The 13384-nt window shown below is 50.9% G+C and carries 13 protein-coding genes, 1 tRNA gene and 3 pseudogenes; 11 read left to right on the top strand and 6 right to left on the bottom strand.

Annotation, left to right across the window (positions count from 1 at the left end):
• Nucleotides 1-98: 98 nt before the first annotated feature.
• From WN53_RS24740 to WN53_RS29005, 4 genes and pseudogenes are all read right to left on the bottom strand, one after another.
• The gene (locus WN53_RS24740) at nt 99-749 is read right to left on the bottom strand and encodes a hypothetical protein (RefSeq protein ID WP_046808360.1); all 651 of its coding nucleotides are present in this window, start codon (nt 747-749) and stop codon (nt 99-101) included.
• Between the two features lie 50 nt (nt 750-799).
• A pseudogene (locus WN53_RS28075) lies at nt 800-1060 on the bottom strand (tyrosine-type recombinase/integrase); the annotation flags it as partial.
• A gap of 88 nt (nt 1061-1148) precedes the next feature.
• Nucleotides 1149-1488: pseudogene (locus tag WN53_RS29010) on the bottom strand (integrase); the annotation flags it as partial.
• 2 nt (nt 1489-1490) lie between these two features.
• Nucleotides 1491-1625 (bottom strand): annotated as a pseudogene (locus WN53_RS29005) (Arm DNA-binding domain-containing protein); the annotation flags it as partial.
• On the opposite strand from WN53_RS29005, the gene WN53_RS28755 reads away from it, so the two are divergent.
• The gene (locus WN53_RS28755; RefSeq protein ID WP_158645295.1) at nt 1619-1795 is read left to right on the top strand and encodes a hypothetical protein; all 177 of its coding nucleotides are present in this window, start codon (nt 1619-1621) and stop codon (nt 1793-1795) included. The pseudogene WN53_RS29005 and the gene WN53_RS28755 sit on opposite strands and share 7 nt — an antisense overlap.
• A 3-nt stretch (nt 1796-1798) precedes the next feature.
• Here WN53_RS28755 and WN53_RS24735 read toward each other — a convergent pair.
• Nucleotides 1799-1874, bottom strand: a tRNA-Asn gene (locus WN53_RS24735).
• Between the two features lie 666 nt (nt 1875-2540).
• Here WN53_RS24735 and WN53_RS24730 point away from each other — a divergent pair.
• Entirely contained in the window at nt 2541-2957 is a 417-nt protein-coding gene (locus tag WN53_RS24730) for a hypothetical protein (RefSeq protein ID WP_024485160.1), read from the top strand.
• 309 nt (nt 2958-3266) lie between these two features.
• Here the strand turns inward: WN53_RS24730 and WN53_RS28750 are convergent, their stop codons facing one another.
• Nucleotides 3267-3413, bottom strand: coding sequence for a hypothetical protein (locus WN53_RS28750; RefSeq protein WP_099049941.1), 147 nt, complete (start codon nt 3411-3413; stop codon nt 3267-3269).
• Between the two features lie 102 nt (nt 3414-3515).
• On the opposite strand from WN53_RS28750, the gene WN53_RS24725 reads away from it, so the two are divergent.
• From WN53_RS24725 to WN53_RS24685, 9 genes are all read left to right on the top strand, one after another.
• On the top strand, nt 3516-4634 hold the full coding sequence (locus WN53_RS24725) for a branched-chain amino acid ABC transporter substrate-binding protein (RefSeq protein WP_024485159.1): 1119 nt from the start codon (nt 3516-3518) through the stop codon (nt 4632-4634).
• A gap of 105 nt (nt 4635-4739) precedes the next feature.
• Nucleotides 4740-5654, top strand: coding sequence for an ABC transporter permease subunit (locus tag WN53_RS24720; RefSeq protein WP_021180268.1), 915 nt, complete (start codon nt 4740-4742; stop codon nt 5652-5654).
• An 8-nt stretch (nt 5655-5662) separates the two neighbouring features.
• Nucleotides 5663-6949, top strand: coding sequence for a high-affinity branched-chain amino acid ABC transporter permease LivM (gene livM, locus WN53_RS24715; protein ID WP_024485158.1), 1287 nt, complete (start codon nt 5663-5665; stop codon nt 6947-6949).
• Nucleotides 6946-7821, top strand: coding sequence for an ABC transporter ATP-binding protein (locus WN53_RS24710; protein ID WP_024485157.1), 876 nt, complete (start codon nt 6946-6948; stop codon nt 7819-7821). The genes livM and WN53_RS24710 overlap by 4 nt, the downstream gene beginning before the upstream one ends.
• Nucleotides 7818-8534: an ABC transporter ATP-binding protein gene (locus WN53_RS24705; protein ID WP_024485156.1), complete on the top strand. Its 717-nt coding sequence runs from the start codon at nt 7818-7820 to the stop codon at nt 8532-8534. The genes WN53_RS24710 and WN53_RS24705 overlap by 4 nt, the downstream gene beginning before the upstream one ends.
• 375 nt (nt 8535-8909) lie before the next feature.
• Complete coding sequence (locus tag WN53_RS24700; protein ID WP_037412474.1) at nt 8910-9764, top strand: amidohydrolase family protein; 855 nt, start codon at nt 8910-8912, stop codon at nt 9762-9764.
• A 12-nt stretch (nt 9765-9776) separates the two neighbouring features.
• Nucleotides 9777-11156: a PTS transporter subunit IIC gene (locus tag WN53_RS24695; protein ID WP_024485154.1), complete on the top strand. Its 1380-nt coding sequence runs from the start codon at nt 9777-9779 to the stop codon at nt 11154-11156.
• Nucleotides 11157-11183: 27 nt separating this feature from the next.
• Entirely contained in the window at nt 11184-12179 is a 996-nt protein-coding gene (locus WN53_RS24690; protein ID WP_051346316.1) for an aldo/keto reductase, read from the top strand.
• 48 nt (nt 12180-12227) lie between these two features.
• A complete protein-coding gene (locus WN53_RS24685; protein ID WP_024485152.1) occupies nt 12228-13328 on the top strand; it encodes a mandelate racemase/muconate lactonizing enzyme family protein in 1101 nt (366 codons plus the stop codon).
• Nucleotides 13329-13384 lie beyond the last annotated feature (56 nt).

Here is a 13384-nt window from a genome sequence, read left to right as displayed (position 1 = left end):
GAATGTGGGGGAATGCACTCTACCCAATAGATAGTTCCCTCAACGGGATGAGAAAGGGTCTTTTGGCCCCTTATATACAATCACAGAATATAGCGATATCATCTATTTTCCATGCATAGTAGGCTCTCACACGGAAGATCATCAACAGACGATTTAGGTGTATAATTTTCATATCGACTCGTTAATTTATCTGACAACTCAAATATTCTCATGTAAACATCATTTAATTCATATTCTGCATAATCGACTTGTTTTTTTGTAATTTTTTTATTTAAAGTTAGTGTTGTCTCGGATATTCTATTCTTCAGGTTAGTTAAGGTGCTATAGTAATCCATAATTAATGAAACTTCATCTGGGCTAAGTATATCTATTTTATCATTGTAAATTTTGAATACTTTGTCATCAATAGAAGATAAAAATGATAATTTTATTTTTGCATATTTGTCTAAATAAATAGGATGTTCTTCCGTATCTTCTCCATCATCTGTTGGATACTCTCTTATGTTTCTAACTTTATATATTAACTCAATTGATTTTTTGTTATTGTAAATTTCGTATGCTAGCACAGTCCTTATGTTGGAAAGTTTGTTCTCTTTTTCTATATGAGTTTGTATGAAAGACCAGCCTATATTAGCCATAAATAGAAACATCGCCATCACTACCGAAATGGTTTGCAAAGTTAATTGTTTTTTCTCGAATGTAGATGAAGAACTTTTTTTTGTGTGGCGGTGATTTTTTCTTTTTGACATTGTAAGTACCAGTTAAAATAAATATAAACTATTCTTGTTTATTAATATCATTATTTCTGTGAAAAATCAAAGGGCCTAACTATATTTTTAGCATTGGCATCCAGATAATTAGCCCACCACTGGAGCATTAAGCGACGTTGGTCAAGATGTTTAGCCTTGATGGTATAGACTTCACGAACACCGTTGCTTTCCTTGTGGTTTATCTGAGGTTCTAAAGCGTTTTCTGACCAAAAACAGGATTCAATTAAGGCACTATAGACCAGGGTGCGGGAGCCATGATTACAAATGTGCTGCTGGGTATCATAGCCCATTTAACACAGACCTTGTTGGAATAGTAGGATCACATTACTATCACATAGCATTAGTCTTATATTTCTGTACTTAAATTTAATCACTCCACTATTGCATAAGTGTTGCTCGCTCTGCCAGATACTCGGCACGATTATAATTAGCTATAATCTCGATTTTTTGGTATAGGCCAAAGCCGATTCAAGAACTTCTATCTTAAACTTACTGCATTCCTCAGCAGCAGTCCTTGCGATAGGCCGCATACCGTGTGCTACCAGTTCACCACCTAAACCCCATACGGATTAACGCTGCGTGGTCTGTTTGCTCGGATAAATGGAGTTTTATGCCGGGAAATACCTATTTATGAAGGCTGCTGATAGCCTGAATGTATTTCAAGAAAACGCAACGTTTCCTTACTATGAGGGGCTTTGTGAGGACGTTTCATCTTCATAATTTGCCTTCAAAGCGATTACTCAACTGCCAATATTTGGAACCGTTGGGATGCACCAGCAGATAGAGGCCGAATCCGTCAGTGGGCTTAACCACTTTTTCTGAAGGATTGTTAAGTATCAGTAAGTGACATGACAGGTTCGCGCCTGTTGCTGGTAAAACGAAATCGAATCAGCTTTACCGGTATTTTTAACAGCAAAAGAGTATGGCTTCGAGTGGTTTTAGTGAACGGGGGTGAACCTGAAGATGGAGATAACCAACTGATAGAAATGCAGAAAGCAGACCTTATTGAAGGTCTGCTTTCTTAAATATGGCTCCTCTGACTGGACTCGAACCAGTGACATACGGATTAACAGTCCGCCGTTCTACCGACTGAACTACAGAGGAATCGTGTGAACGAGGCGAATAATAGCGAGGCATATTGGGTTTGTCAAAGTACTAAAGTGAGGGAAAAGTGCGTTTGCTGCCAGATTGAGCATATTGGCTCGTTTTTCGGCACTTTGCTTTGGTGAACAACGCGAAAAAATGCGGATCCATAGGGATGACAAAGATTAACGGGTTCAACATACAGCTAAATGGGCGCAGTATGCAGCCCCCACAAAGTGAGCTGTTTGCCCATTTCGCCATTCCCCTGCCATGACAGAATGTTAAGTAGCACCGTCATAAAGCGATCCCACTAAAATACTACTCATCGAATATAAATTAATCAGGAAGGATCTTAGCGCCATCTGAATGGGGCCACTGGCGAAAACCCAAAATATCTGCTTATTTTTTTACCAAACTGTGATCGAGATTGTTTTTTTATTTTTCAGCTGTCGGATGCTTGGTTTTTTCAAAAAGTTGATGTAAATCAAAATAGTAAGTCTGTATAACTGGCGATAAGTGATTTTTTTTAAGATTTTTCTATGTTACTCTGGCGGGCATTCTATGCTGATAGCAGTAATGGGGCCCTCGCAGATCTTGTCAATGCTTGCTTTATTACTCTATGCTACGCCAAGCCATTTTTATAGCGGTAAACTACGCCGTTCCTTTGTTTCCCGGAGTTTTTTAGTAATGAAAAAAACAATCGCCATAGCCGCATTGTGTGTGTTGCTGGCAGGGTGCCAGACTGCGAAAACCAAACCTGCCACCGCCGCCGGTGTCCCTGCGCCAACCCCAGTTACACCAAGCGCTACCGTTACGCAGCCAGCTCAGCCGATGGCTTCTGTCGGTACCGATGACATCATGTATCCCTGCATGAAAGAGCTGAATGCTCTGCAACAGGTTAGCCCGCGGTTGTATCAAACCCGCAGCGTAGAATTGAACGATATTGTTGCGCAGGCCAAGCTTTACATGCGCATTCGTGACAATGTCAGCACCGACATCCATCAAATCATGGATGCCGCCTATCAGTTCCGCATTGCCAAAACCTGTAACCGTATCAGCACCGACCTGACCAATGCCTTGATCGAGCGAGTGACTGGCGCCTAACGCGCATACCCCGTATTCAGATATTCCGGGAATACATGGTGTTGTACCAGAAACGCTCTCTTAGGGAGCGTTTTTGTTTTCTGCTCATCCAAAATGCCCTCCAGTTGCACCAGCAAGGTGCGCCAACAAATTCCCCTTGTTCTTTTCTAACGCTCGTTGCCTGCCAAAACCAGTGAGCCTCCTCATTTTTACGGCTGAGAGCGCCAGCAAATCGGCTCTATTTTTGTATGCGCCGTCACAATGGCTAGATTTTTGCTTGGATAAACGCGGGTAAATCGGTTGCGCTCTCGCGCAAATTATTTTCCCCGACTACACATAAAGTGACTGCTCCACGTCATTTACCCGTCGTCTTTCAAGCTGCAGCGTTGTTACCTGCGCTTGCTCACCCCAGTCACTTACAAAAGTAAGCTCCTGGGGATGAGCAAGCTTGTCGCCTAGCTGCAACTTGAAATCCATAGGGTATACACCTGTCGTCCTGCAACTGCCGCCGTTATTGGCCGCAATTTGCAACTGGCCGGGTCTACGGTCTTTCGCTAAAACAGTGCTGAGGAATGCAAAATGTCATTGAGATTGCTAAAAACCCCGCTTGCTGCTCTGCTTATTGGTTGTTTTAGTACGGCTTTTTCTGCACATGCCGATATCGTGATTGGCGTCGCCGGGCCATTCTCCGGCCCAAATGCCACCTATGGGGATCAATACTGGCGTGGGGCCTCGCAGGCTGCCGCAGACATCAATGCGGCCGGGGGAATTAAAGGGGAAAAAATCAAGCTGGTGCAAGGCGATGATGCTTGTGAACCTAAGCAGGCAGTCTCGGTAGCTAACCGCCTGGTCGATCAGGATCACGTCGCTGCGGTGGTGGGGCACTTCTGCTCGTCTTCCACCATGCCCGCTTCGGAGGTGTATGACGAAGCCGGGATTATTGCCATCACTCCCGGCTCCACCAACCCGCAAATCACCGAACGTGGCATGAATAACATGTTCCGCATGTGCGGCCGCGACGATCAGCAAGGGGTCATCGCCACCAATTACATGCTGGATACCCTGAAGGCGAAAAAGATTGCCGTCATCCATGATAAGGACACTTACGGTCAGGGGCTGGCAGATGCCGCCAAGGCAGAAATGAACAAACGTGGCGTGAAGGAAGTGATGTACGAAGGGCTGTCGCGCGGTGAGAAAGACTTTAACGCCCTGGTGACCAAAATCGCTTCGGTTAATCCAGACGTGGTGTACTTCGGCGGCTGCCATCCAGAGGCGGGTCCGCTGGTGCGCCAGATGCGTGAGCAAGGGGTGAAAGCCAAATTCTTCTCCGGCGACTGTATTGTTACCGAGGAGCTGGTAACGGCGGCCGGTGGGCCACAGTACACCACTGGCGTGCTGATGACCTTCGGTAACGATCCGCGTCAGATCCCAGAAGGGAAAGCGGTGATCGCCAAGTTCCGCGAGAGTGGATTTGAGCCAGAAGGGTACACGCTGTACTCCTACGCATCGATCCAGGCCATCGCTGCAGCGTTCAATGCCACCGGCGGTAAAGACAGTGCCAAAGCCAGCGAGTGGTTGAAATCTCACGATGTGGATACCGTGATGGGGAAAAAAGCCTGGGATAAAAAAGGTGACCTGAAGGTATCAGACTACGTGGTCTACCAATGGGATGACAAAGGCAAATATCACCAGCTCTGATGTAAAGATCAACGGATCCGTGCGTATGGCGGATCCGTTCCTTAACCCCCTTTGGGCCGCGTGGTGCTGAACTTGCGGCTCGCCCATCAGGTGAGATTGCTTATTATGGATGTATTCTTCCTGCAACAGCTGATTAACGGCCTGACCCTTGGCGCGGTGTATGGCCTGATCGCCATCGGCTACACCATGGTGTACGGCATTATTGGCATGATCAACTTCGCCCACGGCGAGGTGTATATGATTTCTGCCTATCTGTGTGCGATTGGCCTGGCGCTGCTCTCCTTCTTTGGTCTCCACTCTTTCCCGCTGTTGATCCTAGGCACCCTGGTTTTCACCATCGTGGTCACCGGCGTTTATGGTTGGGTGATTGAACGTATCGCTTATAAACCACTGCGTAACTCCACGCGTCTGGCTCCGCTGATTTCCGCTATCGGTATGTCACTGATCTTGCAGAACTACGCGCAAATTAGTCAGGGGCCGCGCCAGCAGGGGATCCCCACGCTGCTGGACGGCGTTTTTCGGCTCAATTTTGATGGCGGTGTGATCCAGATTACCTACACCAAGGTATTTATTCTGGTAGCTGCACTATTAGGTATGGCGGTGCTTACCTACGTGATCCAACGCACGCGCCTGGGACGTATCTGCCGGGCTACCCAACAAGATCGCAAGATGGCATCAATACTCGGCATCAATACCGATCGGGTGATCTCGCTGGTGTTTGTGATTGGCGCGGCGATGGCCGGGCTGGCCGGGGTGCTGGTCACCATGAACTACGGCACCTTCGATTTTTACGTGGGCTTTATTATCGGCGTCAAAGCCTTCACCGCAGCGGTGCTGGGGGGCATTGGCTCATTGCCCGGCGCGATGCTCGGAGGCTTGCTGCTTGGGGTGGCAGAGGCACAGTTCGCCGGCATGGTGAACTCGGATTACAAGGATGTGTTTTCATTCGGTCTGCTGGTGGTGATCCTGATTTTCCGCCCTCAGGGCCTGCTGGGGCGGCCAATGGTCGCTAAGGTGTGAGGGAAACTATGTCTCAATCCACAGTTCATCAAGGGCTGAGTATTAAACGCAGCCTGTTGGATGCCGTTCTCGCGGGCCTGATCGCGCTAATTGTGTTTGGCCCGATCGTCGGCATCGTGCTGGACGGCTACAGTTTCAACTTTGAGCCCCGTCGCCTGGTGGTGATTATTGCGGTAGTCATGGTGGGGCGCTTGTTACTCAGCCTGTTTTTGCAAACGCCGTTGGGGCGCAGGGTGTCGGCGCGTTTTGAAGGGGGCAATGACGGCGTTTATGTTCGGCCAGTCGGAGCTAGAACGAGCCTGCGTTGGATCCTGCCACTACTGGTGGTGTTGGCATTGCTGTTCCCGTTTATGGCGACCAAATATCTGCTGACCGTGGCAATCCTCGGCCTGATTTATGTGTTGTTAGGGCTAGGATTGAACATTGTGGTGGGGCTGGCCGGGCTGCTCGATCTGGGTTACGTGGCGTTTTATGCCATTGGTGCTTACGGCCTGGCGCTGGGCTATCAGTATTTGGGCCTGGGCTTTTGGGCGATGTTGCCGCTGGGGGCGCTAATGGCGGCGCTGGCCGGGGCATTGCTGGGGTTCCCGGTGCTGCGTATGCACGGTGACTATCTGGCGATAGTGACGCTGGGCTTTGGTGAAATCATTCGCCTGGTGCTGAATAACTGGGTGTCGTTAACCGGTGGGCCAAACGGCGTTTCGGTTCCTGCTCCGACCCTGTTCGGCCTGGAGTTCGGCCGCCGAGCCAAGGAAGGGGGAGTACCGATCCACGAGTTCCTCGGTATTACCTATAACCCCAACCTGAAGTTTATCTTCATCTATGTGGTGTTGTGTCTGGTGGTGTTGCTGGTGCTGTTCGTCAAACACCGGCTGACGCGGATGCCGATAGGGCGGGCATGGGAAGCGTTACGGGAGGATGAAATTGCTTGCCGTTCTCTCGGGCTTAATCATGTGCTGGTCAAACTCTCGGCGTTTATGATGGGAGCTTCCACCGCGGGTATCGCTGGGGTGTTTTTTGCTACCTATCAAGGGTTCGTCAATCCAACGTCGTTTACCTTCTTTGAATCGGCGCTGATCCTGGCGATCGTGGTATTGGGGGGAATGGGATCGACTATCGGCGTCGTGCTGGCAGCCTTTGTGCTGACGGTGGCCCCGGAACTGCTGCGCAGCTTTGCCGAATATCGAGTGTTGCTGTTTGGCGTACTGATGGTGTTGATGATGATCTGGCGGCCACGCGGCCTGGTGCGTATCAGCCGTAGCAGCTTTACGCCACGCAAGGGGGTAGCACCATGAGCGATGCCATTTTGCGCGTTGAACATTTGATGATGCACTTCGGCGGCATCAAAGCGTTGAACGATGTAAATCTCGAGGTGGAGCGTGGGTCGATCACCGCGTTGATCGGCCCGAACGGCGCGGGGAAAACCACGGTGTTCAACTGCCTGACGGGTTTTTACCGTGCCAGCGGCGGGGCGATCCTGCTCAATACCCACAAACGGCCCATTGATGTGATCCGTATCCTCGGCCAGAAATTCCGTGCAGGGGACTGGATTAACCCCGCGCAACTGGGTTCCCGCCTGTACTACAAAATGTTTGGTGGCACACATCTGGTGAACCGTGCCGGATTGGCCCGCACCTTCCAGAATATCCGCCTGTTCCGTGAGATGTCGGTGGTGGAGAACCTGCTGGTGGCGCAACACCGTTTGAGTAACCGCAACCTGATTGCTGGTGTGCTCAATACGCCTGCCTATCGCCGGGCAGAAAATGAAGCGCTGGACCGCGCATTTTACTGGCTGGAGGTGGTCGAGTTGGTGGACTGTGCTAACCGACTGGCGGGGGAGATGTCCTACGGCCAGCAGCGGCGGCTGGAGATCGCCCGCGCGATGTGCACCACCCCGGAAATGATCTGTCTGGACGAACCCGCCGCCGGGTTGAACCCGGTGGAAACCGCGACCCTGAGCCGGATTATCCGCTTTCTGCGCCAGCATCATGATATTACGGTGCTGCTGATCGAACATGATATGGGAATGGTGATGGAGATTTCCGACCGGGTGATCGTACTGGACCACGGCAATGTGATCGCCGAGGGAACACCGCAGGAGATCCAACACAATGACAGCGTGATCGCCGCTTATCTGGGCGCAGACGAAGAGGAGCTGGCGGGATGAGCGAGGTGATGCTGGAATTTCGCGAGGTAGATGTCCATTACGGCCCGATCCAGGCGCTGCAACAGGTGTCATTGCAGGTCAGGCAAGGGGAAACCGTAGCGTTGATCGGGGCCAACGGGGCGGGGAAATCCACCTTGCTGATGTCAATCTTTGGCCAACCTCGCATCAGCGGTGGACAGATCCTGTTTCAGGGGACGGATATCAGCCAGCGGTCGACGCATTTTGTGGCCAGTAGCGGCATTGCCCAGGCCCCGGAAGGGCGGCGGATCTTCCCTGACATGAGCGTGGAAGAAAATCTGCTGATGGGCACGATTACCCTCGGCAACCATTATGCTGCTGAAGATATGCAGCGTATGTATGAGTTGTTTCCACGCCTGAAAGAGCGGCGTAACCAGCGGGCGATGACTATGTCCGGCGGTGAGCAGCAAATGTTGGCGATAGCCCGTGCGCTGATGAGCCGGCCAAAACTGCTGTTGCTGGATGAGCCGAGTCTGGGGCTGGCACCGATCATCGTCAAACAGATCTTCAGCATTCTGCGCGAACTGGCCAACGGCGGCATGACAATTTTCCTGGTGGAGCAAAACGCCAACCATGCGCTGAAGCTGTCCGATCGGGGTTATGTGATGGTCAATGGGCAAATCCGCCTGAGCGGCAGCGGTGCAGAACTGCTTAGCAATCAGGAGGTGAGGAAGGCTTATCTGGGCGGCGCATAAAAGAGCCCTCACCCTAACCCACAGGGAGAGGGGAAAAAACGTGCCACAACATGAATACGGTACTTGTCTTCTACATCACCCCTGCAACAGATTAACTTCTACACCTGAAAACAGCGCTGGACGGCTCCCTCTCCCTGTGGGAGAGGGTTGGGGGGACTGCTAGATTTTAAAATAATCAATCAATTAGCTCAAAGCAATACTCGTTCGATGCTATCCGCGCCTTTCCTGCCTCTGTGCAAAACCCACAACGCCCCTCTGAGTTATTCTGCTCAAAATTGTGACTTCATGCTCATAAAACCAACTTGTCGGTTGTATTCTCATCGCGACGGCTTATTGTATTCACATTGTATACAATAAGAATACACAGGAGGGGCAATGCGTATTATCGATACCCATAACCACATTTGGCACTGCAAGGGCGAGCATTTCAGCTGGATCACGGAGGATCTGGCCAGCATTCGCCGTGATTTCCTGATCGAAGATCTATTGGCGGTGCTCGATGAGCATCAGGTTGCAGGGGGCATGCTGGTGCAAGCCGTGCCGACGCTGGCTGAAAGCGAATGGCTGCTGGCAATGGCAGAGCAGACCGACAAAATCAACGGGGTGATTGGCTGGGCCGATATCACCAAAGGGCAGGCGGTAACCGCTGATTTACGGCGGCTGATGGGGAAATCAAACCGCCTGAAAGGCATCCGTTATATGTCACAAGGGTTGCCTGGCGGACATCTGGTGACACCGGAGTTTATTGAGGGAGTTCGCTGCGTCGGGGAGCAGGGGTTGGTGTACGAACTGCTGGTCACCGCACAACAATTGGATGATGTCGATCGGCTGATCGCCGCCTGTCCAGACGTGGTCTTTGTCATTGAGCACATAGCGAAACCAGCAATCAGGGCAGGGGAAATGGAGCCGTGGCGCAGCAAGCTGCGGCAGATTGCTCAGCGCCATCCCAACGTTTTTTGCAAGCTGTCTGGCATGACCACCGAAGCGGATTATCAGCGCTGGAGCGGTTTGGACCAGGCTTACCAGGAAATTGAACCTTATATCGCCGCGGTATTTTCTGCTTTTGGTGAAGACCGTGTGATGTTTGCTTCCGACTGGCCGGTTTCACTGCTGGCCTTGCCTTACGCTGGCGTACTTTCTCTATGCCAGCGCTACCTGCAAGACAACTCGGCGCTATCAGCCGACAAGCTTTTTCATCTCGTGGCCGAAAATGTTTACTCATTAAAATAACAGGGGGCACTAATGGAAGTCGTTAAATACATATTGGGGTTTGGCCCGGCGGTGGTCATCCCCATGATCATGTTTCTCTTTGCGGTGATCTTTGGTGCCAAACTGGCGGATGCGGCCAAGAATGCCATGACGGTCGGCATTGGTTTTCTGGGGTTGTCGCTGCTGATTGGTTTTATGGTCAGCTCGCTGAGCAGCTCCACGGAGGCGATGGTCAAAAACCTGAATCTTCATTATGAAGTGCTGGATCTGGGGTGGCCGCTAATCAGTGCGTTCAGCCTGGCTGCGCTGTCGCTGCCCGTGGTGTACGCGCTGTGCTTTATCACCAACCTGATCATGATCTCGACCAATACCACCAAGACGCTGAACGTGGACTTCTGGAATTATTGGCATTTCGTATTTGCCGGTATCATTGTTGAACAGGTCACCGGTTCGTTCTGGATTGGCATCTTCGCCAGTTGGATCACCTTTATCATCACCCTGAAAATTGCCGATTATATTGCTCCGCACGTACAAAAATTCTGTGATACTCCAAATGTCACCATCACCCAAGCCGAGATCGTGGCCTGGGCGCCGCTGGCATTCCTGATGGATCGGATTATCGATCGTATCCCGGTGATTAATAAGATCGACCTCAACCTGAGCAAGATTGAGGCAAAACTGGGGTTCTTCGGCAGCCCTTTGGCAATGGGGGCGATCCTCGGGGTGATTATTGGCATGCTGGGGGCGTTGCCTTTCAGTGAAATCATTAAAAGTGGGATGAACTTTGCCGCCGTGATGGTGCTATTGCCAACGATGGCTGGCGTATTGGTAAGCGGCCTGGTGCCGATTACCGAGATCGCTTCCGAATGGGTCAAAAAGCGTTTCCCTAGCAAATCCCTTTATTTTGGTATCAGCGGTGAAATTGCCTTTAAAAACCCGGCGGTATTATCGGTAGGTATTCTGATGGTGCCACTGACCATTCTGATCAGCACTATTTTACCGTTTAATACCATGATGCCGTTCGCCGATATTCCTTATCTGCCGATCTTTGTGGTGTTTGGCACCGTGGCCTGTAACGGCAATATGTTCCGTGGGTTGATTAACGGGATCGTGATTGTCTGCGGCATCCTGTGGTTTGGCTCCGATTTGGCAGTGGTATCTCAGGCGTTGGCAGAGCAGGCCCATCTGAACGTACCGAAGGAGATGATGGCCTCCTCTATCGATGGTGGCTCTCACGCGATTTCCTACATTTTCTACAAGATGTTTGAAGTCTTTAATACTCTCCATCCGTTGGTGTTATGCGGCTTGGCGCTGGCCACCACCGGGATCATTATTATTGTGCTGAGATTGATTTTCAATATTAAACAACAGCCAGCGGCAACCGTCATGCTGGCAGAAAATAAACAAGATTAATTAGCAACTCTATTATTGGAGAACATCATGATCACCATGAATACGATAAAAAGCGTAGGCCTGACCGTTCCCAGCTTGACCTTTGGTGCAGCCAGCCTGGCCAACTTATTTAAATCACTGAGCAACACAGAAGCGATGGCGATTGTCGATAAAGCCATTCAGGTCGGCTGGCGCTATTTTGATACGGCACCGCATTATGGCAGCGGCCTTTCCGAGTTGCGCCTGGGGATGGGGTTGCGCGGTTTGGAGCGTAGCGATTATGTGCTATCCACCAAAGTAGGGCGTTTGTTGCAATCGAGAAAACAACAACCGGGTCTGGAAGCGGGGGAGTTTTTCTTCGACGAAAACCCCTTCAACCGCCACGCTGATTATTCCTACGCGGGCATCATGCGCTCGTATGAGGATTCAATTCAGCGTCTGGGAACCCGCTATATCGACATCCTGTATGTTCACGATATTGGCACCTATACCTACGGCCAGACGCCGCTGGAGCGCAAGCATTTCAAAGACTTCTGTGACTCTGGGCAACAGGCACTGGACGAGCTGAAGCGCAATGGCGATATCAAAGCCTGGGGCGTGGGGGCTAATGAAGAGGCGATCCTGATGGAAGTGATGGATCACGCCGCGCCGGATATTTTTATGCTGGCCAACCGCTACAACCTGTTGGAAACGGATCGTCAGGCGTTCTTTGCCAAATGTGAGCAGCAGGGTGTCTCGGTCGCCATTGCCGCGCCATTTGCCACCGGTGTATTGGTCGCCAAAGATAAATCCTCTTCCCTCTATGAATACGGTGCGGTGCCGCCCTCCGTGATCGAAAAAATCAACTATATCGAAGCCGTGTGCAACAGACACGATGTTCCGCTTGGCGCGGCGGCATTGCAGTTCCCGTTAAGAAACAAAAACGTCGTCACCGTCACCTGCGGCGTGCAGTCCGTCGAGCAGGCGGTGACCAACTATGAATGGGCTAACTGGGAGATCCCTGCGGCATTGTGGGATGAGTTGGCCGGTTTAGGCATTAAATAATCACTGTGTGCGTCATGCCCAGGAAACAGCTTTTACATTGAGGATGCTATGAAAATTATTAAAGCCGAAATCTTTATGGTGGATTTGAAACCAAAGGTTAAACGCGTGGACGCGATCCAGTCTTTTGTCTCGCAGGAAACGCCGATCGTTCGGTTAACGACAGCAAGCGGCGCGGTGGGTGAAGGCTACACCTATACCATTGGTACCGGCGGGTCTTCGGTGGTTGCACTGTTACGCGATCACCTGTTACCTAAGCTGATTGGGCGTGATGCGACGATGATCGAGGCCATTTGGGAGTCGCTGTTATTCTCAACCCATGCGACATCCGTGGGGGCTATCACTTCGCTGGCACTAGCGGCTATTGATACTGCTCTGTGGGATCTGAAGTGCAAACAGATGAACTTGCCGTTGTACAAAGTGGCGGGTGGTGCCAAAGCCCGCATGAAGTTGTACACCACGGAAGGGGGCTGGCTGCATTTGAGCACTCAGGAACTGGTTGATGATGCGCTGGCCGTCAAGGCGCAAGGCTTTTGTGGTTCGAAGATCAAGATTGGCTCAGAAAGCCCGGTGCGGGACATCGAACGCCTGGAGGCGGTACGTAAAGCCGTTGGCGATGAGTATGTGATCATGACCGATTGCAACCAGTCGTTCAAATTCTCGGAGGGTAAGCAACGGGCCGCATTATTGGAACATGTGAACCTGTCATGGATTGAGGAGCCTTTCCTGGCGCAAGACGTCGATTCGCATAAAAAGCTGTGCGAATCGACCACTATCCCCGTCGCCGTTGGGGAATCCATCTATTCGATCCAGCATTTCAAAGAGTATTTGCAGAATAATGCCGCCGATATTATCCAGGTCGACGTGGCTCGCATCGGTGGCATTACCCCTTGGTTGAAAGTGGCGCATATGGCCGAGTGCTTCAATAAAATCGTCTGCCCGCACTTCTTGATGGAACTGCATATCTCGCTGTGCTGCGCCATCACCAACAGCCGCTGGCTGGAATATATTCCGCAGTTGGACAGTATTACTCTCAGCAAGGTGAACATCACCGGGGGTTTCGCTTATCCACCAGAAACGCCTGGGCTGGGCATTCACTGGGATTGGCAGAAAATCAACCAGCAGACGTTGGTGCACCACATTATTGAATAACCGCTGTGTACAACGGTAGGGTGCAATTCACTGCGCCCTCAACCATCTTTTAGGGA

The sequence above is a fragment of the Serratia fonticola genome, assembly GCF_001006005.1.
Taxonomy (GTDB): domain Bacteria; phylum Pseudomonadota; class Gammaproteobacteria; order Enterobacterales; family Enterobacteriaceae; genus Chania; species Chania fonticola.
The sequence above is the reverse complement of the archived record's forward strand: the minus strand, read 5'-3'. Positions and strand labels throughout refer to the sequence as shown.

What these genes read in the sequence shown, in the direction of transcription:
- WN53_RS24685 (WP_024485152.1), top strand. Translation starts at nt 12,228, where the DNA reads ATGAAAATTATTAAAGCCGAAATCTTTATGGTGGATTTGAAACCAAAG.
- WN53_RS24720 (WP_021180268.1), top strand. Translation starts at nt 4,740, where the DNA reads ATGGATGTATTCTTCCTGCAACAGCTGATTAACGGCCTGACCCTTGGC.
- WN53_RS24690 (WP_051346316.1), top strand. Translation starts at nt 11,184, where the DNA reads ATGATCACCATGAATACGATAAAAAGCGTAGGCCTGACCGTTCCCAGC.
- WN53_RS28750 (WP_099049941.1), bottom strand. Translation starts at nt 3,413, where the DNA reads ATGGATTTCAAGTTGCAGCTAGGCGACAAGCTTGCTCATCCCCAGGAG.
- WN53_RS24740 (WP_046808360.1), bottom strand. Translation starts at nt 749, where the DNA reads ATGTCAAAAAGAAAAAATCACCGCCACACAAAAAAAAGTTCTTCATCT.
- WN53_RS24730 (WP_024485160.1), top strand. Translation starts at nt 2,541, where the DNA reads ATGAAAAAAACAATCGCCATAGCCGCATTGTGTGTGTTGCTGGCAGGG.
- WN53_RS24725 (WP_024485159.1), top strand. Translation starts at nt 3,516, where the DNA reads ATGTCATTGAGATTGCTAAAAACCCCGCTTGCTGCTCTGCTTATTGGT.
- WN53_RS24700 (WP_037412474.1), top strand. Translation starts at nt 8,910, where the DNA reads ATGCGTATTATCGATACCCATAACCACATTTGGCACTGCAAGGGCGAG.
- WN53_RS24695 (WP_024485154.1), top strand. Translation starts at nt 9,777, where the DNA reads ATGGAAGTCGTTAAATACATATTGGGGTTTGGCCCGGCGGTGGTCATC.
- WN53_RS24710 (WP_024485157.1), top strand. Translation starts at nt 6,946, where the DNA reads ATGAGCGATGCCATTTTGCGCGTTGAACATTTGATGATGCACTTCGGC.
- WN53_RS28755 (WP_158645295.1), top strand. Translation starts at nt 1,619, where the DNA reads ATGACAGGTTCGCGCCTGTTGCTGGTAAAACGAAATCGAATCAGCTTT.
- livM (WP_024485158.1), top strand. Translation starts at nt 5,663, where the DNA reads ATGTCTCAATCCACAGTTCATCAAGGGCTGAGTATTAAACGCAGCCTG.
- WN53_RS24705 (WP_024485156.1), top strand. Translation starts at nt 7,818, where the DNA reads ATGAGCGAGGTGATGCTGGAATTTCGCGAGGTAGATGTCCATTACGGC.